The organism is Streptomyces sp. NPDC001927 (assembly GCF_053594455.1).
On record NZ_JBSFEN010000001.1, the window covers coordinates 532989 to 557835 of the forward strand.

The window sequence follows — 24847 nt, forward strand, 5'->3', positions numbered from 1 at the left end:
GGTAGGTCTCGGGACGGCGTAGGTCGCGGGACGACACAGGGGGCGGGGCGCATGGGGTGGTGGCGGGTCGACGCGGACGCGCTCGCGGGGAGCCGGTTCCTGATCTCCCCGCTGGCGGAGGCCACGGCGGCGCTCCAGACCCTGGACGTACCGAAGGCCACCCACCCGGGCGAGCGGGCCTGGCTGGAGGCCCATCTGCCCGCCTACCGGGCCCGGTTGGCGGCCGAACCGCTCGACGCCCTGCTCGTCCGGGCCGCGCTCGGCACCTCCTGGAACGCCGATTTCGTCACGCCCACGCCCCTGGGCGACCGCGAGTCGACCTTCGAGGAGGAGCTGGCCCGGGTCCGCGCGACGCCGCTCTCCGCGGCCGTGGCGGATCTGGCGGTGTCGCTGGGCGGCGGCCCGGTGCCCGAGCCCCTGGCATCGGCGCCCGATCTTCCGTACCGGATGGCCGAGTTGCTCGCGTGGGTGTGGCGGGAGACGGTTCTGCCGACCTGGCCGCGGCGCCGGCGGATCCTGGAGGCGGACGTCCTCGCGCGCACGGCGCGGCTCACCCGGGAAGGCTGGGCGGCGGCCCTGGACGAGCTGAGTCCGGGCCGCACGCGCTGGCTCGGCGAGGGCCGGCTCCAGGTCAACACCCGTGACCATCCGCCCCGTTCGGCCACCGGAGCGCGGCTGCTCTTCGTACCGGTGACCCCGAGCCGCGGGTGGGTGTCGTGGGAGGGGGCGGAGCGCTTCGCGATCGTCTACCCGTGCGCGGGCGCCCTGGCGGACGTGGAGGGCCCGACCGTTCCCGAGGCCCTCGCCGCGCTGCTCGGGAGCGCGCGGGCCGGGGTGCTCGTACGCCTGGAATCGCCGCTGTCCACCAGCCAGTTGGTGGCGCTGACCGGGCAGGGGCTCGGGTCGGTGGGGCGGCACCTGAAGGTGCTGCTGGACGCGAGGCTCGTACGGAGGAGAAGGGCGGGCAGGTCGGTCCTGTACGACTGGACGGAGGCGGGGGCGGCTCTGGTACGGGCGCAGGGCGGCGGGCCGACGTAGAGGAGGCACACACAGATCGGCCCCCGCTCCGGTGCTCTCGGAGCGGGGGCCGATCGGTGAGGGCCGGGATCAGACCTTGAGGGCCTTGATCGCGGTCGGCGCGTGGCCGGGCTCGGTCGCGAGCTCCTCGAACTCGGTGACGTCGCTCATGTCGACCGTCTTGCTCATCGCGATGTTGGTGATCCGCTCCAGGATCGCCTCGACGACGACCGGGACCTGGAACTCGACGGCCAGCTTCTTGGCCTGCTCCAGGGCCTCGCCCAGCTTCTCCGGGTCGGTGACGCGGATGGCCTTGACGCCCAGGCCCTCGGCGACCTTGACGTGGTCGACGCCGTAGACGCCGATCTCCGGGGTGTTGATGTTCTCGAACTCGAGGTTGACCTCGAAGTTGATGCCCAGGTTGCCCTGCGCCTGCCGGATCAGACCCAGGTAGGCGTTGTTCACGAGGACGTGGACGTAGGGGACCTTGTGCTGGGCGGCGACCGCCAGCTCCTCGATCATGAACTGGAAGTCGTAGTCGCCGGAGAGCGCGACGACCGGGGTCTCCGGGTCCGCGGTGGCGGCACCGATGGCGGCCGGGATGGTCCAGCCGAGCGGGCCGGCCTGGCCGCAGTTGATCCAGTGGCGCGGCTTGTAGACGTGCAGGAACTGCGCGGCCGCGATCTGGGAGAGACCGATGGTGGTGACGTAGCGCGTGTCCGGGCCGAAGGCCTTGTTCATCTCCTCGTAGACGCGCTGCGGCTTGATCGGCACGTTGTCGAAGTGCGTACGGCGCTGGAGGGTGGCCTTGCGCTCCTGGGCGGAGGCGGCCCAGGCGGAGAAGTCCGGGAGCTTGCCCGCGGCCTTCCACTCCTTGGCGATCTCGACGAAGAGCTCGAGGGCGACCTTGGCGTCGGAGGCGATGCCGTAGTCCGGGGCGAAGATCTTGCCGATCTGGGTCGGCTCGATGTCGACGTGGACGAACTTCCGGCCCTTGGTGTAGGCGTCCATGTTGTAACCGGTGTGGCGGTTGGCCCACCGGTTGCCGATGCCGAGGACGAAGTCCGACTCCAGGAAGGTCGCGTTGCCGTAGCGGTGCGCGGTCTGGACGCCGACCATGCCGGCGGACAGCTCGTGGTCGTCCGGGATGGTGCCCCAGCCCATGAGGGTGGAGATGACCGGGATGTTCGTCAGCTCGGCGAGCTCGACCAGCAGGTCGGAGGCGTCGGCGTTGATGATGCCGCCACCGGCGACGATCAGCGGGCGCTCGGACTCCAGGAGGAAGCTCAGGGCCTTCTCGGCCTGCGCGCGGGTCGCCTGCGGCTTGTAGACCGGCAGCGGCTCGTAGGTCTCCGGGTCGAACTCGATCTCGGTCAGCTGGACGTCGATCGGCAGGTCGATGAGGACCGGGCCGGGACGGCCGGAGCGCATCAGGTGGAAGGCCTGCTGGAAGACGCCGGGGACCTGCGCGGCCTCCAGGACCGTGGTGGCGGCCTTGGTGACGGGCTTGGCGATCGAGGCGATGTCGACGGCCTGGAAGTCCTCCTTGTGGAGCTTCGAGACCGGGGCCTGGCCCGTGATGCACAGGATCGGGATCGAGTCCGCGATCGCGGAGTACAGGCCGGTGATCATGTCGGTGCCGGCGGGGCCGGAGGTACCGATGCAGACACCGATGTTGCCGGCCTTGGCACGGGTGTAGCCCTCGGCCATGTGGGACGCGCCCTCGACGTGGCGGGCGAGGGTGTGGCTGACCCCGCCGACGTTCTTGAGCTCGCGGTAGAAGGGGTTGATCGCCGCGCCGGGCACGCCGAACGCGTTGGTGACGCCTTCGCGCTTGAGGATCTCAACGGCCGCTGCGGCGGCGGTCATACGGGGCATGGGAGGGCTCCTGCTTCGGCCAGGCGGAACCGGGTCCGCCACCGTCTCGGCGGGCCGTTTCCGTATTGCGGAAGTATTGTTCTGCTATACGGAAGCAATGTAGGTCGGGGTGGCGAGGGCCGTCAAGGGACTGGGCTCGGCCGATGGCCGAACTCCCTCCCCTCGCGTGGCGGATTGGTGGACGATGGGGGCGGGAAGACAGGGGGTTCGCCGTGGGGTTCGGTGTGGGTGACTCGGTTCCGGTGCGCTGCCCGGAATGCCTCCGTACGCAGGCGTACGCCGCGCCGGTGTTCCCGTGCGCGTGCGGCACCCCGGTGGTGCCCCCGGTGATTCCCGGGGCGACGGGCGAGCCGGTCACGCACCGGAACTGGACGGATGAGTGGGTCACGGTCCGCTGCGCCGCCTGCGGCCGCGAGGACGCGTGGCCCCACCCGGAGCTCGGCTGCACCTGCGGCACGGTCCTGCGAGTACCCGTCCTGCCCCCGACCGGAGGCAGGGGCCCGGCGGAGGGCACGGGTCCGGGTACGGGAGCGGGCGACGGTACGGGACGGGGTACGGGCGCCGGCACGGGTGCCGATTCGGACACCGGGCCCTGGCGGGTCGTGGACCCGCGCTCCGCGACCGACGCGCGCCCGGGTACGGGGACAGGGACGGGTACGGGTACGGGCGGGTGGTTCACTCCGGGGAACGGCGGAGACGGCGCCCCCGAGGGCCATGGCGGCGGGCACCCGTTCACGGGACCGGGCCCCGGCCCGGCCGAGAACCGCGCCCACGCCGCTCCGCAGACCGGCGGGCACCGTGCGTTCGCAGACCGCTACCCCACGCACATACCGCTGCCGCCCACGGCTCCGCACCCCGCGCCGCCGAGGCCCTCCTTCCGGCCGGTGACCATCCGTACCGCCCGGGACGCGGTCGCCGCGTCCGCCGGATACCTGCGCTGGCTCGGGTTCCGGGACGTCGTCCAGCCCGAGGAGCGGTCCACGTCCGAGGTCGACCTGCGGGCGCCCGGACTCGTCGCCCAGGTCGACCCGAGCACCCGCCCGGCCGGCCTGCGGGCCGTCGAGTGCCTCTGGCTCAACGGCCTCAGCAGCACGGCCGTGAGCGTCTTCTTCTCCCTCGCCGGCTACACCCCGGAGGCCCGGTCCCGCGCGGACGAACTCGGCATCCCGCTCTTCGTCCTCGACCTGACGGGCACCCCGCAGCCGGTGAACACCCCGGCCGACGAGCTGGTCACCACGGGCGCGTAGCTCGACGCCACCTCCGAGGGGCCCCCGCGCGGCACCGCGGCCGGAGCCGGAGCCGGTCCTGAAGCGGCCCTCCAGCGCGTCCCCGACTCAAAATAACCTCAGAATTCGGCCAATTCACGCGTGACGATCACCCTCCCCCGGGCACAACAGTCTCGGGGGGTGGGGCGTCATGGGGGCGGAGACGTGGTGGTTCATCGGTGCGTCGTGCGGACAACTGCTGCTCGCGCTCGCCCTGTTGCGAACGCGCAGCCCGCAGCGGGCGGAACTGCCCCCGCAGGCACTGGCGTTGCTCAGGGGCGGACCTCGGGCGGCCGTCGTCGTGGCCCTGGTCGCGCTGCATCAGCGCGGTGCGGTCGCGGCCGGCCGGAAGGGCACGATTCGGGCCAACGGCGGGCCCGGCCGGACGCGTGACCCGGTTCAACTCGGGGTGCACGGTTCACTGCGGCGCGCGCTGGGTCTCCGGGTGCTCGCCGCGCAGCCCCGGGCGCGGCGCGCGATCGACGCGCTGCGGGCCGAACTCGGCCGGGCGGGGCTGCTCCGCCCGTACGGCAGACTGCGCATCGCGCGCGTGCTGCTCGTGGGCGCGGCGGCGACGGTCGTCGCGGGCCTGCTGATCACCCGCCCGTCCGGGACGGAGCTCGCGCTCGCGCTCACCCTCGGAGCCGTACCGACCGGCGCCGCGCTCGCCCTGCTGTTCCTGCCGCCGACCACCCGGGCCGCCCGCCGGCTGCTCGCCGGGCTCCGCGAGCGGCACCCGCTGCCCGCGCACCGGCGCGAGGTGACGGACGGCAATCAGGTGCTGCTGTACGTCGCCCTCTACGGCGACCCCGCGCTCGTGCTCTTCCTCCCCCGCTTCTCCCGCGACGGCGGGCTCCTCGGCCGCGGCGGCGGGACGGACGGGTACGCGACCGGCCGCGGCTGGTTCGGCGGGCAGGACGTGATCGGAGGGAGTTCGGGCGCCGCCGGAGACGGGGGCGGGACCGGGGGCTCGGGTTGAGGCGAGGGTCCGCGCCATACTCGTCGTATGCACATCCGAGCGGCCGCACCGGCCGAACTCCCGCTGCTCCAGGACATCGAGCGGGCCGCGGGCGAACCCTTCCGCTCCGTCGGCATGGCGTTCATCGCCGACGACGAGCCCCTGCCGCTGGACGTCCTGGACGCCTACCGGCGTGCCGGCCGCGCCTGGGTGGCCGCCGACGAGGCCGACCGCCCGGTCGCGTACCTGCTCACGGACACCGTCGACGGGGCCGCCCACATCGAGCAGGTCTCCGTGCACCCGGACGCCGCCCGCCGGGGCATCGGCCGCGCCCTGATCGAGCACCTCGCGGCTCAGGCGGCCGAGCACGGCCTCACGGCGCTCACGCTGACGACCTTCGCCGAGGTCCCCTGGAACGCCCCGTACTACGCCCGCCTCGGCTTCCGCCCGCTCGCCGAGTCCGACCCGGAGCTCACCGTCGGCCTGCGCGCGATCCAGCGTGCCGAGGCCGCCCACGGCCTGGCGACCTGGCCCCGGGTCTGCATGCGCCGCGAGCTGGCGGGCGCCGCCGTGGTCCGGCAGGCGCCCGCGACGTAGCCCGTACGTAGCCGCCTGTACGGGCAGGCACCCGCGCCGTAGGCCGTACGTACCCCGTGGCGCGCGTCCGTACCCCGCCGGCTACCTCTCCTCCCCCGACCCGAAGCGCCGCCGCAGCTCCACCTTCCGCACCTTCCCGCTCACGGTCATCGGGAACTCGGCGAGGATCTCCACCCGGCGCGGGACCTTGTAGTGCGCGAGACGGTCGCGGCAGTACGCGGTGATGTCGTCGAGGCTCGGCGGGTCGGCGGGGTCGCGGGGGATCACGCAGGCCAGGATCTCCTCGCCGTAGCGGGGGTCGGGGACGCCCACGACCTGGACGTCCGCGATCTTCTCGTACCCGTGGAGGAACTCCTCGATCTCGCGCGGGTACACGTTCTCGCCGCCCCGGATGATCATGTCCTTGATCCGGCCGACGATCTGGACGTACCCGTCCTCGCGCATCACCGCGAGGTCCCCTGTGTGCATCCAGCGGCCCGCGTCGACGACCTCGGCGGTCTTCTCGGGCTCGTCCCAGTAGCCGAGCATCACGCTGTAGCCGCGGGTGCGCAGCTCGCCGGGGACCCCGCGCTCGACGGTGAGGCCGGTGACCTGGTCGACGACCTTCACCTCGACGTGCGGCATGACCCGGCCGACCGTGCCGGTGCGGCGCTCCAGGTCGTCGTCGCGCCGGGTCTGGGTGGAGACGGGCGAGGTCTCCGTCATGCCGTAACAGATCGACACCTCGGCCATGTTCATCTCGGCGACCACCCGCTTCATCACCTCCACCGGGCAGGGCGAGCCCGCCATGATGCCGGTGCGGAGGGTGGAGAGGTCGCACGAGGCGAAGTCGGGGAGGTTCAGCTCCGCGATGAACATCGTCGGCACGCCGTACAGGGACGTGCAGCGCTCCTCCTGGACCGCGCGGAGGGTGGCGGCCGGGTCGAAGGACGGCGCGGGGATGACCATGCAGGCGCCGTGCGAGGTGGCGGCGAGGTTGCCCATCACCATGCCGAAGCAGTGGTAGAAGGGCACGGGGATGCAGATCCGGTCCTGCTCGGTGTAGGCGATCATCTCGCCCACGAAATAGCCGTTGTTGAGGATGTTGTGGTGGGAGAGGGTCGCCCCCTTGGGGAAGCCCGTGGTGCCCGAGGTGTACTGGATGTTGACCGGTTCGTCGCAGGAGAGCGCGGCGGGGCGCAGCTCGCCGGCGGTACGGGAGAGCAGCTCGTCCCAGGTCGGGTCGTCGAAGTAGACCGCCTCCCTCAACTCCGGGCATTTCGCGGATACTTTCTCGACCATGGCCCGGTAGTCGCTCGTCTTGTGCGTGCGGGAGGCGAAGAGGAGCGAGATCCCGGCCTGCCGGAGCACGTACTCCAACTCGTGGGCGCGGTAGGCCGGGTTGACGGTCACCATGACCGCGCCGATGCGTGCCGTGGCGTACTGGACGAGCACCCACTCGGGGCAGTTGACCGCCCAGATGCCGACCCGGTCGCCCTTGGTCACCCCGCTGCCGAGCAGGGCGTCGGCCAACTTGTCGACGTCGGCGCCGAATTGGGCGTAGGTCCAGCGGCGCCCGGACGGCACGTCGACGAGCGCCTCGCGCTCGGGCCAGGTGGCGACGGCCCGGTCGAGGTTGGCACCGATCGTGTCGCCGAGGAGGGGGGTGGAGCCGACGCCGTGGGCGTAGGAGAGGCTGGATCCGGTCGAGGTCGTCATGCGAGGTCCCCCTCCGTGTACTCCGTACCCTCACCCTTCGCCGTACGCTCGCGCAGCTCGATCCGGCGGATCTTCCCCGAGACGGTCTTGGGAAGGTCGGCGAACTCGATGCGGCGCAGCCGCTTGTACGGGGCGAGCACCGTGCGCGAGTGGGCGAAGAGCGCCTGCGCGGTCTCCTCGTTCGGCTCCCAGCCGTCCGCGAGGACGACGTACGCCTTGGGGACGGCGAGCCGCAGCGGGTCGGGGGCCGGGACGACGGCGGCCTCGGCGACCGCCTCGTGTTCGAGGAGCGCGCTCTCCAGCTCGAAGGGCGAGATCTTGTAGTCGGAGGCCTTGAAGACGTCGTCGGACCGGCCGATGTAGGTGATGTACCCGTCGGCGTCGCGGGAGCCGATGTCGCCGGTGCGGTAGTAGCCGCCCGCCATGGCCTCGGCCGTACGCTCCGGGTCGCCGTGGTAGCCGGTCATGAGGCCCACCGGGTCGGAGGAGAGATCGAGACAGATCTCGCCCTCGTCCACGTCGGCCTTGCCGCTCACCGGGTCGACCAGGGTGACCCGGAAGCCGGGGCTGGGCCGGCCCATGGAGCCCTCCTTGAGCCGCTGACCTGGGCTGTTGGAGACCTGGACAGCCGTCTCGGTCTGCCCGAACCCGTCACGGATGGTGATGCCCCAGGCCCTCCGCACGGACTCGATGACCTCGGGGTTGAGCGGCTCCCCGGCCGCCACGACCTCGCGCGGCGGGTGCTTCAGCTGCGTGAGGTCGGCCTGGATCAGCATGCGCCAGACGGTCGGTGGCGCGCAGAAGCTGGTGACGCCGTTCCGCTCCATCTCGGCCATCAGGCGGGCCGGGTCGAAGCGCGTGTAGTTGTGGATGAAGACGGTCGCCTCCGCGTTCCAGGGGGCGAAGAGGTTGGACCAGGCGTGCTTGGCCCAGCCGGGCGAGGAGATGTTGAGGTGCACGTCGCCGGGCTTGAGCCCGATCCAGTACATGGTGGCGAGATGGCCGATCGGGTACGAGGTGTGGGTGTGCTCGACGAGCTTGGGGCGGGCCGTGGTGCCGGAGGTGAAGTAGAGCATCAGCGGGTCGTCGGCGCGGGTGACGCCGTCGGGCTCGAAGACGTCGGAGGCGCGGGAGGCGTCGGCGTACGAGACCCATCCGCGCGCCTCCCCGCCCTGCGGTCCACCGACGACGATCCGGGTGTAATCCCCGGGCACGTCATCGAACTTGGCGGTGTCCTCGGCGCGCGCGATCACGTACCGGGCCCGGCCGCGCTCGACGCGGTCCCGCAGGTCGACCGGGCCGAGGAGCGGGGTGGCCGGGATGACGACGGCGCGCAGCTTCATCGCGGCGAGCGCGGTCTCCCACAGCTCGGCCTGGTTGCCGAGCATGACGATGATCCGGTCGCCGGCCCGAACGCCCTGCGAGCGCAGCCAGTTGGCGACCCGGTGGGAGCGTTCACTCATCTCGGCGAAGGTGACGCGCGTCTCGGTGCCGTCCTCCTCGACGATGTGCAGCGCGGTCCTGTCGTTGCCGGCCGCGATGACGTCGAACCACTCCAGGGCCCAGTTGAACCGGTCCGGACGGGGCCAGGCGAAACCCTCGTAGGCGGCCTCGTACTCCTCGCGGTGCTGGAGCAGGAAGTCGCGGGCGGCCCGGAACCTCTCCGTCGCGGTGGTGGGCGTCATGTGTCCTCCTCGTTGCGGGACCGGTCACGGACATCGTGTAATCAGTGACCCAGGTCTCACTACCCCCGTTCGGGGGTGAAGGAGTAGTCGCGTGGCCGAGCTGACGGAATCGGTGGAGATGCGTGCGGCGCTGTTGCGGCTGCGCCGGTCCACGGGCCTGGAGGTCGCCTTCGGCGGACTGCTGCACGACGGCCGGGCGGGCGGTGGCCGGGTGGACGGTGGCCGGGCGGGCCGGGACGGGCGCGAGGGCCGCGACGGGCGTCGGCTGCGGATCGCGGAGCTGAACGGCGCCGTGACCCCGGCCCTGCGGGGCCTCTCGATCTCGGCCGGCAGCGGCCTGGGCGGGAAGTGCCTGGCGCTGTCGCGGCCCTGCGCGGTCGTGGACTATCCGTCGGCGCGGCACATCACGCACGAGTACGACGGCCCGGTGTCGGCGGAGGGCCTGCGGTCGGTGATCGCGGTGCCGATCGTCGTACGGCGCCAGGTGCGGGGCGTGCTGTACGGGGCGCTGCGGGACGCGCTGCCGCTCGGCGACCGGGTCTTCGACGCGGCGGTGGCGGCGGCCCGGGACGTGGAGCAGGCGCTGGCGGTACGGGACGAGGCGCGGGACCACGTACGGGAGCTGCTTGCGGAGGGGCCCTCGGCGGAGATCCGCGAGGCGCACGGCGACCTGCGCGCCCTGGTGCCCCAGGTCACGGACCCGGACGTGCGGGCCCGGCTGCTTGAGGTGTGCGCCCGCCTGGAGGCGGCCACGGCGGGCCCGGTGCGCCGTCCGGCGGGCGTGGCGCTGACGCCGCGCGAGCTGGACGTTCTGGTGGCGGTGGCGTCGGGGGCGACGAACGCGACGGCGGCGGACCGCCTGGGGCTCCGCCCGGAGACCGTGAAGGGCTACCTGCGCTCGACGATGCGGAAGCTGGGGGCGCACACGCGGGGTGAGGCGGTGGTGGCGGCGAGAAGGGCGGGGCTACTCCCGTAGGGGCGGCTGACGCCGCCAGTGGGGGCGGCTGACGCCGCACCCGTTCGCCTACACGTCGACGACCCCGAACCCGACCTCGAACGGAACCCCCTCCTCCGCCATCACGCTCAGCATTCGCTCGGCCTCCTCGGCCAGCTCGGCACGCACGCTCTTGGTCGTACGGCCGAAGGGCTGGATGGTCATCGTCGTGCGCTCCTTGGCCTCCTCCAGGCGCCAGAGCCCGGCGAGGAGGCCGTCGAGGAGGAAGACGGAGAAGGCCTGGTTCCCCTTCCAGGTGCGGTTCTTCGCCTCGGCGGAGACGAAGCGGCTGCGGTCCGCGTGGGAGAGGAGGACGTTGTCGTACTCGGGAAGGAAGCGCGGCGGGGCCGGGGTGTTGGGGTCGGGGCGGGGGGCCTCGGGGAGGTCGAAGAGTTCGACGCCGCTCTCGTCCTGGAAGGCGAGGAGGCGGGGGCGGAGGCGCTCGAAGGCCTCGCGGAGGCGGGTGAGGCCGCACCAGGTCTGCATGTCCTTGACGGAGGCGGGCCCGAAGGCGGCGAGGTACCGGAGGACGACGGCGTCCAGGTCGATCTCGGGCTCGGCGGCGCCGGACGTGTGGAGCCAGGTCCGGGCCGTGGTGAGGCGGACCTGCCCGCTGCGGCGCCAGAGGCCGCGCGGGGTGACCTGGACGAGGGGCAGCAGGCAGCGGGCGGCGACCGAGAGGGACTGCGGGTCGGCGTCGGGCCAGTGGACGAGCAGGGCCTCGCGGATCTCCTTGGGGGTGCGGGGCTCCTCCTCGACGAGCGCGCGCGAGAGGTCGACGAGGCGGTCGAGGTCGACGCCGTCGAGACCGGCGCGGAAGATCTTGAGCTCGCGGGCGCGGGCGGGCTGGACGAGCGGCCGGAGAATGCGGACGTCCTCGGCGGTGTGGGTGTGGATGGTGGAGCGCAGGGTGACGATCCGGGCGACCTCGCGGGACTCCATGAGCGCGGAGAGCTGCTCGGGGCGGAACCCGGCGAGCCGGGCGGCGAGGGCGTAGTACGGCGGTTTGGTGTTCTGCGCCTGGAGCCCGAGGAGATGGCTGACGGCGTCCTTGGCGGACATCGAGGCGGGCTCCAGCAGGAGCTGCCGGGCCAGCGTGGCGCGACCCAGGGCGCGGGTGGAGAGAACCGGGTTCGTCGAGGTGGAGGCCATGAACGGCACGCTACTCGGGCTTGCGGACAGGGAGTGTCCGCAAGGGAAGGGCGGCGGCCCGGTCAGGGCACGGGGCGCACGGACCGGGGCACGGACACCGGCCGCCGCGCTGCGGCAATTCACCCCGTATATCCTTCCCGGGAGACTGGCCACGCCCCCTGACCCCAACAGCACCCACACCCGCACCCACACCCACGCCCACGCCCACGCCCACGGAGATGGACCCCACGATGTCGGAGCGTCGCCCCCGCGCAGCCTGGCGCCGTCAGCCGGAACCGCCGGAGCGGACGCCCCGGCCGGAGCCGAAGCCGTCCGAGGCGGAGGCCGCGGCAGCGGACCGGCCGAGCGTGGTGCAGGCCACGTTGTACCGCGACGGCCGCAAGGTGGCGTCCCCCGACACGCTGGCCGAGACCTTCCGTCAGCTGCGCGAGCACCCGGACGGCATGGCGTGGATCGGCCTGCACCGCCCGACGGAGTCCGAACTGCACTCACTGGCGGGCGAGTTCGACCTGCATGAGCTGGCGGTGGAGGACGCGCTCGAGGCGCACCAGCGCCCGAAGCTGGAACGGTACGGGGAAACGCTCTTCGTCGTTCTGCGGGCGGCCCGCTACCTGGACGCCCAGGAGGAGGTCGACTTCGGCGAGCTCCACATCTTCGTGGGCCAGGACTTCGTGATCACGGTCCGCCACGGCGCGGCCCCGGACCTCTCGGCGGTCCGCCTCCGCATGGAGGAGGACCCGGACCTGCTGGCCCTGGGCCCGGAGGCGGTCCTGTACGCGATCCTGGACGCGGTGGTCGACGGCTACGCCCCGGTGGTGGCGGGCGTCCAGAACGACATCGACGAGATCGAGACCGAGGTCTTCAGCGGCGACCCGGCGGTCTCGCGCCGCATCTACGAACTCTCCCGTGAAATGGTCGAGTTCCAGCGCGCGACCCGCCCTCTGGTGGGCATGCTGCACGGCCTGATGGCGGGCTTCGCGAAGTACGGCACGGACGAGGAACTCCAGCGCTACCTCCGCGACGTGGCCGACCACGTCACCCACACCAGCGAACGCGTGGACGGCTTCCGCCAGGCCCTGACAGAAATCCTGACCGTCAACGCAACCCTGGTCACCGAACAACAGAACGCGGAAATGCGCGCGTTGGCGGAAGCGGGCTTCGAACAGAACGAGGAGATCAAGAAGATCTCCTCGTGGGCGGCGATTCTGTTTGCACCCACGTTGGTGGGAACGATCTACGGCATGAACTTCGACAACATGCCGGAGTTGCACTGGGTGGGCGGGTATCCGTTCGCCATTGTGCTGATGGCAGTGGTGTGTACGAGTCTGTACGTGATCTTCAAGAGGCGGGACTGGCTGTAGCCACCCACCCCAGACCTTGATCCACTTAGCATGAGCAAACCCAGGGTGGCACCTCCAGAAGCCCCCTGGGGAGAATCTGGGGAGAATCGCGCGAGAGGGTCGATCGGGCACAGGACCTCCGCCTCCCCAAGGGGCGGCGCCCGGCGCAGTCGCCCCTTGGTCGCGCTCCGCAAGAACAGGCCATTCAACGAGCCCTGCCTTTCCGCAGTGTGGGACCCGACGCTGAGGCCTCGGCGCAGGCCAGAGGTACGTGCAGGCGGGCAGGCGCTCACGCGAGCATGGCCGACTCGCCCTCTTGCGGCCCGCTCGATCGTGACGATGCATCAGGTTATGTCAGTGGCCGCCGCTACAACCGATCTAGAGGTCCGCACGGTGCGGACCGATGGGGAGGAAGCACCATGCCGAAGGTTCCGGACGGGTACGTGCGCGTACGAAGCCACCTCCGCCGCAAGCCGGGGCCGAAGTCAGCCAAGGGGCTGAGCGCGTGGGCCGTGGCCGGCCTGTGTGCGGTGGTGTGGCTGTGGGGTCAGGTCTTCGGGTTCGGCGACGATTCCGCCGCACAGCAGCCTGCACCGAAGCCCGCCGTCTCCGCGTCGGTGGGCGGGCAGTGACGCCCCGGTCTCGGCGGAGGATCCGATGGCGGCCGCGTAGTACAACGGACGTCCTGGGCGCGGCAGCCGTCGCCCTCGCGCTCGCGGTCGCCCTGGCACAGGCCGCGTCCCGTCTGGTGACGAATGCCGCCGAGGCCTGGCCTCTGCTGGCTCTGGCCGGGCTTGTCTGCGCTGTCGCCCTGGTCGGCCTTCGAATACGGGACCATCACCGGCATCGCGCGGACAGCGAGAGACTGGCCCATCTGCGCATCTCCTTGCCGGAGTTGGACGCTATGAGCAACCAGGAGTTCGAGTACGCACTGCGCGACCTCCTCGTCCGCGACGGCTGGACGGCCAAGAAGGTGGGCCAGGGCGGGGACCAGGCCGCGGACGTGATCGGCGTCCGACTACCCCTCGGGCGGATCGTGGTACAGGCGAAACACACCCGCGTCGGCGGCAAGGTCGGCTCATCGGTGATGTACCAAGTGAAGGGCACGGCAGGTCCTGCCCACGGGGCGGACCACGCGGTCGTCGTCACCAACGGCACGTTCACCCGCGACGCCATGGCCTGGGGTGACCGCCACGGCGTGCGCTGGGTGGACCGCGAGCGGCTGAACCGCTGGGCCCACGAGGGCAAAGCGTTGCATGAACTGCTCGGACTGCCTGCAAGGAGCAGCCGCTTGTCCTGGCGTCGGACGGCATAACGCGGGCAGCAGTTGGCCTCTCGACGAGAACGGGTGGCACAGCATGTGCTGTGCCACCCGTTCTCAGGCGAGGGCGAGGTTCTCCGGAACGTACGCGGGGGCCACGCCGAGCAGCCCGTCGACGGCCGCCCGCCCCTTGCCGCCGGCCTCGGGAATGAAGGGGGCAGCTCGCCTCTCCCGCTCGGGCTCCGGTCCGCCCCAAGGCAGCTCGACCTCCACGGACGGATGCCGCAGGACAACGCCAACGGCGGCGGCACGGTCATCCTCGGCGTCGTCTGGTACGACGAGGAGTTCTTCACCGACCGGCGCGACGCCTGGCTCGGCGTGATGCACCAGCGCATCTACAAGGACCTCGGCATCCCGCTGGAGAACATCGAGGTCTCCCACCGGCGGCTGATCGCCTGACGATCGGTCGGCGAGAAGGCGGGCCCGGGGCAGCTAGGCGCCCCGGGCCCGCCCGTTCGCACCCGCTCCGACGGGCTCCTGCCCGGGTACGGGACCGGTCGGAGCCCAGCGGGCAGCGAGGACCGCGCCGAGCAGTCCCACGCCGACCAGGCAGAGGCCGGCCACTGCGAACGCCAGGCTCGGGCGGTGCGCTGCGAGCGCGGGCACGAACAGCATCGAGACCGTCCCCGCGGTACGGATGACCGTGAGGTCCACGGACATCAGGCGCAGCCGGTGGGCCGGAGGAAAGCCCGACAGGTGAGTGACGAGAGCGACTTGAACGAACGGATTGACCGCCCCAAGCAGGACGGACAGGGCCAGCAGCGCCGGGACCGACCCCGCGAGCGCGATCGACGCGAGGGCCACGCCGGAGGCCCCCCAGGCCAGGCAGTAGAAGGCCGGCAGGTTGGGCGGCAGGCGAAGATTCCCGGCGAGACCGTTCGCCGCGAGCGCTCCAGCGCCCGTGGCGGCGAGCGCGGCGCCGTACGTTCCGGCACCGGCGCCGAGTTGGAGGGTGATGAAGGCCGGCAACGCGAGGGCGACGGTGTGGGCCGCGATGCCGACGCCGTGGATCCCGATGGCGATCGCCGTGTCCGGTCGCGTCCGCAGCAGCATCCGGGCCTGGGCCGGGGCCGTTTCCTTCTCCGGAGCACGGGCCTGCCGCACCACCGTGCTGCGGCGGGCCAAGACGGCGAGGGCGACGGCGGAGACGAGGAAGGTGGCCCCGTCCAGCCAGAACAGGGTGGTCATCGGCATGACCGCGAGCAGCAGCCCGGCCGCGCCCGGCCCGGCGATCCGCGCGATCCGGCCCGACAGATCCATCAGGCCGCTCACCGCCTGGACGTCCCGCTTGTCGACCAACTCGGGCGTCAGCGCACCCAGGTTCGGATCGAACACGGCCCCCGCGAACCCGGCCACCAGAACCAGAGCGATCGCTCCGGCCAGCCCCAGGTGGGTCCACGCCAACGGAAGAACGACCACCAGCCCGGCCCGTACGACATCCACCACGGCCAGCGCCCTGAGCGAGCCGAACCGACCCACGATCCGGCGCCCGACCGTGCCGAGCACGATGTACGGAACGGACTCGGCGATAGCCACGAGCCCCATCGCGAACGCCCCGGACTCCTCGAAGGCGATCCACATGACCGCCATCGCGTACAGCCGGTCCCCGAAGACCGACAGGGCCTGCCCCACCCACAGCGTGAGCACGGACCGGCTCCGAAGCAGCCGCACGTAACCCAAGATCACCACCGGTCCAGGAACGAACAGAACCCGGCGACACCGCAGAGCACCGGGAACGCACGTCACCCTAGAGCACCACGACATGAGAGTCAGGCGATGTCAGAAGAAATCAGGATTCCCCGCGAGGCTGGGGCCTCCGCCGAATCCCACTGCGGACAGCCAGCGCGATGGGCAGCCTCCGCCTCCACCTGGACGCGGATCAGGTTGATGCCTGGTCAGGGGCCCTTCTCGTGCGCCGGCCACTGGCGCGAGCCGATCCCCGGCGCGAGGCAGCGTCAGCGGCGGCAGAGGGCCGTATCCACGACGGTCTCGACGCGCCTCGTGCCCGAGATGTCGGCCGGGATGCTCGTCACCGCGATGTTCGCGGCGTAGCCGTCGTCGGTCGCTCCGCCGCGGGTCTCGTATCCCACGATGTCGCCGCCATGGCCCCAGTAGACGCCGCCGCACGACAGCTTCCTGCTCATGAGGCCCAGGCCGTAGCGGGCACCGGTGTCGCCGACCGGGACAGTGGTGCGCATCTGGGCGAGCTGGGCGGCCGGGAGGAGGCCGCCGTCGAGGAGCGCGGTGAAGAAGCGGTTGAGGTCGGAGTTGGTGGAGATCATCTGGCCCGCCGCCCAGCCTGCCGACGGGTCGATCTCGGTGTACTCGCGCAGCGGCTCGCCCGCCGGCATCACTCGGTAGCCCTTCGGGTGGGGTTCCCTGATGGTCCTGTCGCCGGGGGCGGGGAAGTAGGTGTGGCGCAGCCCGAGGTGCTGGACGACGCGCCGGTCGATTTCCTCGGCGAGGGGGCGGCCGGTGACCTTCTGGACGATGAGGCCGGCCAGGACGTAGTTCGTGTTGCTGTAGCTCCACTTCGTCCCGGGCCGGAACTCGGCCTTGTGCTTGAGGGCGATGTCGACGAGGTCGCGAGGCTCGAAGTACCGGTACGCAATTTCGTCGTCGCTGATGTGCGCCCCGTACTCGGGAAGCCCGCTGGTGTGCTGCAGGAGCTGACGGACGGTGATGCGGCGGCCGTCGTTGCCCTTCCCGCGTACGAGGCCCGGGAGGTAGGTGTCGACGGAGGCATCGAGGGCGATCTTCCCCTCGCCGACCAGTTGCAGAACGACGACGGCGACGAACGTCTTGGTGTTGCTGCCCATCCGCACCTGGCCGTCCCTCGGCACCTTCGCACCGGTGGCCAGGTCGCCAACGCCCGCGGTGTACGTACGGGTGCGGCCGTCCGGGCCCTGGACGGTCGCCAGCGCGGCGGGTTGGCCCTCGCGCACCAGTCCATTCAGGCCCTGCTGGACAGAGTCCGGCCGGGCGGCGGCAGATGCCGTGGGCGGAGCCAGGGTGCCCGTGGTCATGACGGCGACGGCCACCGCGGCCGCGGCCGCCAGCACTCCGCGGCGCCGCGTCGTGGAAGTACGGGGCCCGTGCCAGGTCTGCTCACGCATGAGTCAACTCCAGGGAAATCGTGGGGTGCTGTCGGCTGAGCCGCCCGTCAACCGGGCAGGGCACGATCATGGATTCCCGGGCTCCGGCGCGCATCGCGGGAAAGCGGGAGAACGTACTCCCCCGATCGGGGGAGGCCGCGGGTGTGCCGCCCCGTACATACTGGCCGATCATGATCAAGGGACTTCGGCCGCTGCTGCGCCGCTCCACGTACTCGGGTGCGCTGTTCGCCTACCTCGCCGTCCTGGCGAGCCTTCCCCTGTTGTCCCTCGCGCTGCTGCCGGCGCTGGCGTGGCGCTCCGCTCCCGAGGGCGTGCAGATCGTCGTGGTCTTGCTCGGCTGGACGGTACTGATCGGCCTGGTCGGTCTCGCGCGCACCACGCGGCGGGTGCTGGTCGTGTCCGCCCGCCGGCTGCTGAGGGTGTCGTTGCCCGAGCCTGTCGCCGTACGTACGCCCCCGAGCCGGCTCGGCGACGGGCCGGCCGCCGCTGTGCCGTCCCGCGTCGACCGCTGGCGGACTCCTCTCTGGCTGCTGCTGCACGTGGCGCTCGGATGGACGGGAGCACTGGCGAGCGGCGTGCTGCTCTTCGCGGGCCTGACCCTTCCGGGGGGTTGGCTCGACGCCGAGTTGGGGCTGAGCCTGTTCGGCCGGACGGTACGGGTGGAGGGCGGCTGGCAGAGCTGGGCGGTCGCGCTCGGCTGCCTGCTGCTCGCGGCGAGCGTGTGCGTGGTGGTGACGAAGGCGCTGCGCTGGTCGGCGCCCCGGCTGCTCGGGCCATCCTCGGCCGAGCGGCTCGTGCTGGCGGCCGAGCGGGAACTGCGGCTGGCCGAAAGGAACCGGCTGGCCCACGAACTGCACGACTCGATCGGGCATACGCTCACGACGACCACGATCCAGGCGGCGGTGGCGGGCGAGGTGCTCTCCGCCGACCCGGTGGCGGCGCGGGCCGCCCTGCGCAGCATCGAGGAGTCGTCCCGGGCCGCGCTGGAGGACCTGGACTACGTGCTCGGCGTCCTGCGCGAACGAGAGGCCGAGACGGCGCCGGCCCGCACCCTGGCCGATCTGCCCGAGCTGCTCGACCGGTTGCGGCACGCGGGCGCGGTGGTGGAGCTGGAGCTGTCGGGGGACCCGGCGCAGGTGCGGGGGACGCTCTCCCGCGCGGCCTACCGGATCCTGCAGGAGGGGCTGACGAACGCGATGCGGCACGGAGCGGGTGGTCCGATCGAGGTCCGGGTGGCGGCCATGCCGGACCGGCTGGAGCTCGGCGTGGTCAACCGGACCGGGGACGGGCCGGGTACGAGCACGGGGCCGGGCGCCTTCCCCACGTCCGGGCACGGCCTGCCCGGCCTCGCCGAGCGCGTGCGACTGCTGCACGGCGAGATCGACGCGGGCCCGGACGGGCCGCGGCACTGGCGGTTGGCCGTCCGGCTGCCCGTACGGTTGTCGCCATGACCGGCTCCGGCAGCACCCCCGTCACCCTCCTGATCGCGGACGATGACGAGGTGACCCGCAGCGGTCTGCGCACCTTGCTCGCGGCACAGCCGGGGCTCGCGGTGGTCGGCGAGGCCGCCGACGGCGTCGAGGCGGTCGAACAGGCACGGCGGCTGCGTCCGGACGTGGTCCTGATGGACGTCCGGATGCCGCGCCGCAACGGGATCGAGGCCACCCGGCACCTCCTCGCCGGGTCGGCCGAACCGCCGAAGGTCGTGGTGATCACCACCTTCGAGAACGACGACTACGTCACCGCCGCGCTCAGCGCTGGCGCCAGCGGGTTCGTGCTGAAGCGGCTTCCGGTCCGGCAGATCGCTGAGGCGGTGCGGGTGGTGGCGGCGGGGGAGGCGATCCTCTTTCCGACAACCCTGCGCCGGATGATCGCACCCCGGCCGCTGCACTCCGCCGAGGCCCTGCCGAGGGCGGCGCTGACGGGGCGGGAGGAGGAGGTGCTGCGGCTGATGGCCACCGGCCTGTCCAACCCGGAGATCGCGGAGTCGCTCACAGTGAGCCTGGAGACGGTGAAAACGCACGTCGGGAACGTGCTGACCAAGCTCGGCGCACAGAACCGGACCCACGCGGTGGTGATCGCGTACGAATCCGGCCTGGTGGTCCCGGGGTTCGCCGGCTGAGCCCCGGAACGTCGTCGGGACCCGCACCGGAGCCCCCCTCTGATTCCCCACCCCGGGGGACCGGAGGGGCGGCTCTCGTGCATTCCGGGGCCGGGCCGAGTACGGCGGCCCGGCGACCTCGTGTGACTCCCCCATGAGGGACCCACCTCCGGACCACGTCCCGGCACGCTTCAGAAGTGCCCGACGACAGCCACGTCGCTCGGCGAGTCCTGGCGCATCTTCTGCAGATCCCGATGCAGTCCAAACCCCATGACGTCAATCGCCAAAGTCGTCCTCACCCTTGAGCGGCAACGCTGATGAAGCTCACTGATACGTGCAGTCCATGCATCGTGGCCTTTGGGATGTCGTCAGACTGTCTGGGGTCCCATGATGCGTACGAGTAGGTCGTCGAGGCTCACGAGCCCCGTGAGGTCGCCGTGCTCGTCCAGGACTAGGGCGAGGGACGCGCGCCGCTGTCGCAGCAGTTCGACGGCGTGGGAAACGGTCGTGGTGGCAGTCAGTTCGGGGACCGGGCGTGCGAGGTCCTGTGCGGTCAGGTATCTGCCTCGGGTACGGGCGACCAGGGCGTCGCGCGCGTGGAGCGAGCCGATGATGCGGTCTCCGTCGCGGACGAGGAGGCGGGTGCGATCCGCTTCCGATGCTCGGGCGAGGAGCGTGTCCAGGTCAGCCGTGGCCGGGACGGTGACCATGTCGGCGGCCGGAATCTGGAGTTCGGCGACCGGGGTCTGGGGCTCGGTCAGGGAGCGGGTGATCAGCTGCGAGTCCGTCTTGTTGATCAGGCCGAGGCGCTCGGACTCCTCAACGAGGTGCGTGAGCTGTTCGCGGTTGTGGACAGCGGCCAGTTCGTCACGGGGCTGGACGCGGCACAACCGTACGAGGGCGTTGCTGACCTTGTTCAGGATCCCGATCAGCGGTCGGACCGCCTTGACCACGGCCCGGAACGGCGGGGTGAGGAGCATCGCCGCGCGTTCCGGGTGGGCGATCGCCCAGGACTTGGGGGCCATCTCCCCTACAACCATGTGCAGGAACACCACGATGATCATGGCGACCGCGAAGGCGATGCCGTAGCTGAGGGCCGTCGGCAGCCCCAGGTCGACCAGGAGCGGGTCGAGTTCGTGGGAGATCGCGGGCTTGGAGACCGAGCCCAGGCCCAGGGTGCAGATGGTGATGCCGAGCTGGGCGCCGGCGAGCATCAGTGACAGTTCGCGCATACCGGCGAGCGCTGCCTTGGCGCCGCGCTGTCCGTCCGCGACGGCCTTCTCGATGCGGTGCCGCTTGGCGGCGACGAGCGCGAACTCGGCGGCGACGAAGAACCCGCTGCCGATCAGCAGCAGGACGGTGACGAAGAGCGCCATCGGGAAACTCATGCCTGCGCCTCCTCGGCGACGGACGGGGCCTGCTCGAGTCGGACGTGTTCCGGAACGTGCCGGTCGAGGCTCAGGACCTCGATCCGTACGCCGTCGACGGTGAGCCGGTCACCGATCGTCGGGAAGCGGCCGAGGCGGTCGATGATCAGGCCGGCCACGGTGTCGTAGTCGTCTTCCTCGGGCAGGACGATGCCGGTCGCGTCCTCGACCTCGTCCAGGCGGCGGCCCGCGTCGACGCGCCAGCCGTCCCCCTCCGCGACGGCGAGGGCGACGACCGTGTCGGTCTCGTCCGCGATGTCGCCCACGAGCTCCTCGGCGATGTCCTCGTACGTGACGATCCCGGCGACGCCGCCGTGCTCGTCGAGGACCACCGCGAACTCGTCGTCGTACTCCCGCATCCGGGCCACCGCCTGCGGCAGCGGCAGGGTGTCGGGCAGCAGGAGCGGGGAGCGGGCGGCCTCCGCCGCGGTCATGCTGTCGAAGCGGTCGGCGGGCAGGCGCATGAGTTCGCGTACGCCGAGGACCCCGGCGACGTCGTCCGGATGGTCGCCGATGACCGGGTAGTTGGAATGGCCATGCTTCGCGATCAGCTCGACGGCCTCGGTGAGCGGAGCGTCCTTGCGTACGAAGACGGCGTCGACGCGCGGAACCATCACCTCGCCCATCGTCCGCTCCGAGAACTCCAGAGCGTGGTCCAGGAGTTCGGCGGTGTCGGCGGGCAGCTGACCCTGCTCGTGGGACTCCCCGATGAGGTGGCTGAGCTCTTCGAGCGTCGCGCCGTGGTGCAGCTCCTCGACCGGTTCGATGCCGAGCTTGCGCAGAAGCTTGTTCGCGGCGCCGTCAAAGACGTGCACCACCGGGCCGACGATCTTCAGGTAGAGGAGGGTGGAAGAAGCCAGCGACTTGGCGAGGCGCTCCGGCACCGCCAGCGCCAGGTTCTTCGGGGCCAGTTCGCCGAGAACCATCTGGAGGACCGTGGCGAGAACGAAGGCCAGGGTCACGGAGATGGCCGAGACCGCGCCGTCGGGCAGGCCCGTTCCCTCCAGTGCCGGCCTGAGCAGCGCCGAGACCGACGGTTCGGCCAGGAAGCCGACCACCAGGCCGGTGACCGTGATGCCGAGTTGGGCGCCGGAGAGCATGAACGAGAGGCGTTCGAGGACCTTCAGGGCGCGGGCCGCGCGCCTGTCGCCCGCCTCCGCCTCCCGGGCGAGCTCGAGCCGGTCGGCGGCCACGTACGCGAACTCCTGGGCCACGAAGTAGCCGGTGCCGGCCGTCAGGACGAGGACGGCCAGCAGGCCGAGAACTGCGGTCATCGGCTACCGCACCCCATCACGTCGGGGTGCGTCGATCTGGCGGACAAGAAGAAGCTCCTTCGTGGGGCGGTGATCAGAACCGAGTATCTACGGGTACGCGAAGGGTCGCGCGGAATCACACGGTGGCGGGGCCGACCAGCTCCTCCAGGACGTCCTCCATCGTCACGTAGCCGAGGACGGTGCCGGCCTGGCCGGTGACCGCGGCGAGGTGACTGCCGGCGGCGCGCAGGGCGGTGAGGGTGTCGTCCAGCGGAGTGTCGATCCGTACGCGCGTCACGGCGTGGAACGCCGTGCGCGGGAAGGGTTGGTCGCGGTCCGCGACCCCCAGGGTGTCCTTGATGTGGAGGTAGCCCAGGACGGCCCCGGCCGGGCCGGTGACCGGGAGGCGAGAGTAGCCCGCGCGTGAGGCGGTCCGCTCCAGCTCGGCGGGGGTGACCCGATGGTCGACCGTGACCATCCGGGCGGCGGGTACGAGGATCTCGCCGACCGGCCGGGTTCCCAGCTCCAGCGCGTCGCGCAGCCGCTCGCCGTCGGCGGGCGACAGCAGGCCTGCTTCGCTGGTGTCCTGGACCATGCGGGCGAGCTCGTCGTCGGTGAAGACCGCGGAGACCTCGTTCTTCGGTTCGACACGCAGCAGACGCAGGAGCGCGTTGGCGAAGGCGTTGATGCCGAAGATCACAGGCTTCATCGCCCGGGTGAGGCCGATCAGCGGCGGGCCCAGGAGCAGCGCGGTCCGCACCGGGGCGGCGAGCGCGATGTTCTTGGGGACCATCTCACCGATCAGCATGTGCGCGTACGTCGCCAGGCTGAGGGCGATGACGAAGGCGACCGGGTGGACGAATCCATGCGGGACATGGGCCGCCTCGAAGGCGGGCTCCAAGAGGTGGGCGATGGCCGGTTCGGCGACCGCGCCCAGGACCAGGGAGGAGACGGTGATGCCCAGCTGGGCGGTGGCCATGACGGCGGAGATGTGCTCCAGGCCCCACAGGGTCGTGCGGGCCCGCTTGTCGCCCTCGCGGGCCATGGGCTCGATCTGGCTGCGGCGTACGGAGATCAGGGCGAACTCGCCGCCGACGAAGAACGCGTTCGTCAGGAGGGTGAAAAAGCCGATGGTGAGCTGGACGGCGGTCATCGGGACGCCCCCGCGTGCTTGTGCTCCGCGGTGCGGGCGGGCTCGGTGAGGTGGATCCGGTCCGCCCGGTGGTGCTCGACATCGAGGATGTCGAGTCGCCAGCCGTCGAGCAGGACCGCGTCGCCCTGGGCGGGGATGCGTCCGAGGCGGGTGGCGATCAGGCCGGCCAGAGTCTCGTACGGGCCGTGGGGCGCGCGCAGCCCTATGCGGGCCAGCTCGTCGATCCGTACACCGCCGTCGACCTCCCAAGTGGCCCTGCCGTCCTCGGTGGGCGGCGCGGGCAGCAGGTCGGGGGTCTCGGACGGGTCGTGCTCGTCGCGCACCTCGCCGACGACCTCCTCGACGATGTCCTCCACCGTCGCCACGCCGGCCGTGCCGCCGTACTCGTCGATCACGACAGCCATGGTGCGGCTCGCCCGCAGCCGCTCCAGGAGCCGGTCGGCGGGCAGGGTCTCGGGCACAAGGAGGGGCGCGGTCACGAGCTTGGTGATCGGAGTGGCCGCCCGGGCGGCCGGATCCAGGGCGAGGACGTCACGGATGTGGACGGTGCCGATCACGTCGTCGAGACTGACCCGGTAGACGGGGAAGCGGGACAGGCCGGTGGCGTGGGTGAGGTTCGCGGCGTCCGCCGCCGTGGCCTGCGCTTCCAGGGCGCAGACGTCGACGCGCGGTGTCATCACGTTCTCGGCCGTCAGCTCGCCCAGGTGGAGCGTACGGACGAACAGCTCGACGGAGTCCGCCTCGATTGCACCCTCGGCGGCCGAGTGCCTGGCCAGGGACGCCAGCTCGGCAGGGGTACGGACGGAGGCCAGCTCCTCGGCCGGCTCGAGGCCGAAGCGGCGTACGAACCGGTTCGCGGTGTTGTTGAGGTGCCGGATGAACGGCCCGAAGGCCGCGGTGAAGCCCCGCTGTGGTCCTGCCACGACCTTGGCGACGGCCAGCGGACGGGAGATCGCCCAGTTCTTCGGGACGAGCTCGCCGACGACCATGAGCACGACCGTGGAGATCGCCACCCCGAGAACAGTGGCGACCGAGGACGCCGCGGCGCCCAGACCGATCGCCTCCAGCGGGCCGCGCAGCAGCGCCGCCAGGGACGGTTCGGCGAGCATGCCGATCACCAGCGAGGTGACGGTGATTCCCAGCTGAGCACCGGAGAGCTGGACGGTCAGTCCTCGAACGGCGCGCAACGCCCCTTCGGCGCCCCGTTCCTTCGCCTCGGCGGCCCGCTCCAACTCACCGCGCTCGACAGTGGTGAGGGAGAACTCGGCCGCCACGAACACCGCACACATCAGCGTGAGGGCCAGGGCCAGAAGCAGCAGAAGCACTTCGGTCACCGTGCCACCTCCGCTCCCCGGCTCGACTGGGCTGAGCAGGCGGTGGCACGGCTCGTACTGGGAGGCTCACCCATTGCGGGTCGCTCACTCCTTCTCGTCCTCGGGCTGAATCGTCGGCAGGCAGGTGCACTGCTTTCTACACCACTGTAAAGGATTGGCAAAGCGACATCGAGAGGCCAGGGCACCGGAACAGCCAGGCTCCAGCGCCCCTACGTGGAGGGCCCGGCTACCCCGCGTCCCGCTCCACCCTCCAGCCCCAGTCCCTGGATCCGGTGCCGGCGATCACCGCACCCACACCCAGGCCCAGCGTGAGACCGAGGCCGACGTCGTCGAGCCAGGCCATGCCGAACAGGATTCCGGCCACCAGGCCGATCGGGATCGCGGAGGCAGCCAACCCGCCGCAGGTCTGGTGATCGCCATCGTCTGTCACGCGAAACTCCTGTGACTCACCCATCACGTCGCCACCTTCCTCGCCGGGAGGGGCCGATCGTGACCCACCCCCGACACGCCTCTTTCGGACTTTCCCACCGAAGCCCCTTGGGGCGCGCCGCCGTTGGG

General features: G+C 71.5%; 23 protein-coding genes and 1 pseudogene. 12 read left to right on the plus strand and 12 right to left on the minus strand.

Going from position 1 to position 24847, the window contains the following annotated elements; translation table 11 throughout:
* Window positions 1-51: 51 nt before the first annotated feature.
* Complete coding sequence (locus tag ACWCO8_RS02175) at window positions 52-1038, plus strand: ArsR family transcriptional regulator (protein ID WP_451030490.1); 987 nt, start codon at window positions 52-54, stop codon at window positions 1036-1038.
* Window positions 1039-1107: 69 nt separating this feature from the next.
* Here the strand turns inward: ACWCO8_RS02175 and gcl are convergent, their stop codons facing one another.
* Complete coding sequence (gene gcl / locus ACWCO8_RS02180; RefSeq protein ID WP_451030491.1) at window positions 1108-2895, minus strand: glyoxylate carboligase; 1788 nt, start codon at window positions 2893-2895, stop codon at window positions 1108-1110.
* A gap of 224 nt (window positions 2896-3119) precedes the next feature.
* Here gcl and ACWCO8_RS02185 point away from each other — a divergent pair, with 224 nt between their 5' ends.
* From ACWCO8_RS02185 to ACWCO8_RS02195, 3 genes are all read left to right on the plus strand, one after another.
* Complete coding sequence (locus ACWCO8_RS02185; protein WP_451030492.1) at window positions 3120-4142, plus strand: hypothetical protein; 1023 nt, start codon at window positions 3120-3122, stop codon at window positions 4140-4142.
* A gap of 169 nt (window positions 4143-4311) precedes the next feature.
* Entirely contained in the window at window positions 4312-5139 is an 828-nt protein-coding gene (locus ACWCO8_RS02190; protein ID WP_451030493.1) for a TIGR04222 domain-containing membrane protein, read from the plus strand.
* Window positions 5140-5166: 27 nt separating this feature from the next.
* A complete protein-coding gene (locus ACWCO8_RS02195; RefSeq protein ID WP_362012637.1) occupies window positions 5167-5715 on the plus strand; it encodes a GNAT family N-acetyltransferase in 549 nt (182 codons plus the stop codon).
* Window positions 5716-5796: 81 nt separating this feature from the next.
* Here the strand turns inward: ACWCO8_RS02195 and ACWCO8_RS02200 are convergent, their stop codons facing one another.
* Together ACWCO8_RS02200 and ACWCO8_RS02205 are read right to left on the minus strand one after the other, a co-directional pair.
* The gene (locus tag ACWCO8_RS02200) at window positions 5797-7413 is read right to left on the minus strand and encodes an AMP-binding protein (protein WP_451030494.1); all 1617 of its coding nucleotides are present in this window, start codon (window positions 7411-7413) and stop codon (window positions 5797-5799) included.
* Window positions 7410-9098 carry an AMP-binding protein gene (locus tag ACWCO8_RS02205; protein WP_451030495.1) on the minus strand — a complete coding sequence of 563 codons (1689 nt, stop codon included), beginning with the start codon at window positions 9096-9098 and terminating at the stop codon, window positions 7410-7412. Before ACWCO8_RS02205 ends, ACWCO8_RS02200 begins: the two co-directional genes overlap by 4 nt.
* A gap of 91 nt (window positions 9099-9189) precedes the next feature.
* Here ACWCO8_RS02205 and ACWCO8_RS02210 point away from each other — a divergent pair, with 91 nt between their 5' ends.
* Window positions 9190-10074, plus strand: a complete 885-nt coding sequence (locus ACWCO8_RS02210) for a LuxR C-terminal-related transcriptional regulator (protein WP_451030496.1) — start codon at window positions 9190-9192, stop codon at window positions 10072-10074.
* Window positions 10075-10122: 48 nt separating this feature from the next.
* Here ACWCO8_RS02210 and ACWCO8_RS02215 read toward each other — a convergent pair whose 3' ends face one another.
* The gene (locus ACWCO8_RS02215) at window positions 10123-11244 is read right to left on the minus strand and encodes a winged helix DNA-binding domain-containing protein (protein ID WP_451030497.1); all 1122 of its coding nucleotides are present in this window, start codon (window positions 11242-11244) and stop codon (window positions 10123-10125) included.
* Window positions 11245-11474: 230 nt separating this feature from the next.
* On the opposite strand from ACWCO8_RS02215, the gene ACWCO8_RS02220 reads away from it, so the two are divergent.
* The 3 genes from ACWCO8_RS02220 to ACWCO8_RS02230 all read left to right on the plus strand — a co-directional run bounded on the left by ACWCO8_RS02220 (window position 11475) and on the right by ACWCO8_RS02230 (window position 13899).
* Entirely contained in the window at window positions 11475-12605 is a 1131-nt protein-coding gene (locus tag ACWCO8_RS02220) for a magnesium and cobalt transport protein CorA (RefSeq protein WP_451030498.1), read from the plus strand.
* Between the two features lie 398 nt (window positions 12606-13003).
* Window positions 13004-13216, plus strand: a complete 213-nt coding sequence (locus ACWCO8_RS02225) for a hypothetical protein (RefSeq protein ID WP_451030499.1) — start codon at window positions 13004-13006, stop codon at window positions 13214-13216.
* Between the two features lie 53 nt (window positions 13217-13269).
* The gene (locus ACWCO8_RS02230; protein WP_451030882.1) at window positions 13270-13899 is read left to right on the plus strand and encodes a restriction endonuclease; all 630 of its coding nucleotides are present in this window, start codon (window positions 13270-13272) and stop codon (window positions 13897-13899) included.
* Window positions 13900-13962: 63 nt separating this feature from the next.
* Here ACWCO8_RS02230 and ACWCO8_RS02235 read toward each other — a convergent pair whose 3' ends face one another.
* Window positions 13963-14118 (minus strand): hypothetical protein, encoded by a 156-nt coding sequence (locus tag ACWCO8_RS02235; RefSeq protein ID WP_451030500.1) that lies wholly within the window; start codon window positions 14116-14118, stop codon window positions 13963-13965.
* 6 nt (window positions 14119-14124) lie between these two features.
* Between ACWCO8_RS02235 and ACWCO8_RS02240 the strand changes: the two genes are divergently transcribed.
* Complete coding sequence (locus ACWCO8_RS02240) at window positions 14125-14304, plus strand: hypothetical protein (RefSeq protein WP_451030501.1); 180 nt, start codon at window positions 14125-14127, stop codon at window positions 14302-14304.
* Window positions 14305-14337: 33 nt separating this feature from the next.
* On the opposite strand, the gene ACWCO8_RS02245 is transcribed toward ACWCO8_RS02240, so the two are convergent.
* Both ACWCO8_RS02245 and ACWCO8_RS02250 read right to left on the minus strand, forming a co-directional pair.
* Window positions 14338-15576 (minus strand): MFS transporter, encoded by a 1239-nt coding sequence (locus ACWCO8_RS02245; RefSeq protein ID WP_451030502.1) that lies wholly within the window; start codon window positions 15574-15576, stop codon window positions 14338-14340.
* Between the two features lie 284 nt (window positions 15577-15860).
* The gene (locus ACWCO8_RS02250; protein ID WP_451030503.1) at window positions 15861-17021 is read right to left on the minus strand and encodes a serine hydrolase domain-containing protein; all 1161 of its coding nucleotides are present in this window, start codon (window positions 17019-17021) and stop codon (window positions 15861-15863) included.
* 170 nt (window positions 17022-17191) lie between these two features.
* Between ACWCO8_RS02250 and ACWCO8_RS02255 the strand changes: the two genes are divergently transcribed.
* The 3 genes and pseudogenes from ACWCO8_RS02255 to ACWCO8_RS02265 form a co-directional block, all read left to right on the plus strand.
* Complete coding sequence (locus ACWCO8_RS02255; protein WP_451030504.1) at window positions 17192-18472, plus strand: sensor histidine kinase; 1281 nt, start codon at window positions 17192-17194, stop codon at window positions 18470-18472.
* Window positions 18469-19143 carry a response regulator gene (locus ACWCO8_RS02260; RefSeq protein WP_451030505.1) on the plus strand — a complete coding sequence of 225 codons (675 nt, stop codon included), beginning with the start codon at window positions 18469-18471 and terminating at the stop codon, window positions 19141-19143. Before ACWCO8_RS02255 ends, ACWCO8_RS02260 begins: the two co-directional genes overlap by 4 nt.
* 204 nt (window positions 19144-19347) lie before the next feature.
* Window positions 19348-19440, plus strand: a pseudogene (locus ACWCO8_RS02265) (IS5/IS1182 family transposase); the annotation flags it as partial.
* Window positions 19441-19490: 50 nt separating this feature from the next.
* Here the strand turns inward: ACWCO8_RS02265 and ACWCO8_RS02270 are convergent.
* The 5 genes from ACWCO8_RS02270 to ACWCO8_RS02290 form a co-directional block, all read right to left on the minus strand.
* Window positions 19491-20510: a hemolysin family protein gene (locus tag ACWCO8_RS02270; RefSeq protein WP_451030506.1), complete on the minus strand. Its 1020-nt coding sequence runs from the start codon at window positions 20508-20510 to the stop codon at window positions 19491-19493.
* Complete coding sequence (locus ACWCO8_RS02275) at window positions 20507-21823, minus strand: hemolysin family protein (protein ID WP_451030507.1); 1317 nt, start codon at window positions 21821-21823, stop codon at window positions 20507-20509. Before ACWCO8_RS02275 ends, ACWCO8_RS02270 begins: the two co-directional genes overlap by 4 nt.
* A 115-nt stretch (window positions 21824-21938) precedes the next feature.
* Window positions 21939-22955 carry a hemolysin family protein gene (locus ACWCO8_RS02280; protein ID WP_451030508.1) on the minus strand — a complete coding sequence of 339 codons (1017 nt, stop codon included), beginning with the start codon at window positions 22953-22955 and terminating at the stop codon, window positions 21939-21941.
* On the minus strand, window positions 22952-24289 hold the full coding sequence (locus tag ACWCO8_RS02285; RefSeq protein WP_451030509.1) for a hemolysin family protein: 1338 nt from the start codon (window positions 24287-24289) through the stop codon (window positions 22952-22954). Before ACWCO8_RS02285 ends, ACWCO8_RS02280 begins: the two co-directional genes overlap by 4 nt.
* Before the next feature lie 226 nt (window positions 24290-24515).
* Window positions 24516-24719, minus strand: coding sequence for a hypothetical protein (locus ACWCO8_RS02290; RefSeq protein WP_451030510.1), 204 nt, complete (start codon window positions 24717-24719; stop codon window positions 24516-24518).
* Between the last annotated feature and the right edge of the window lie 128 nt (window positions 24720-24847).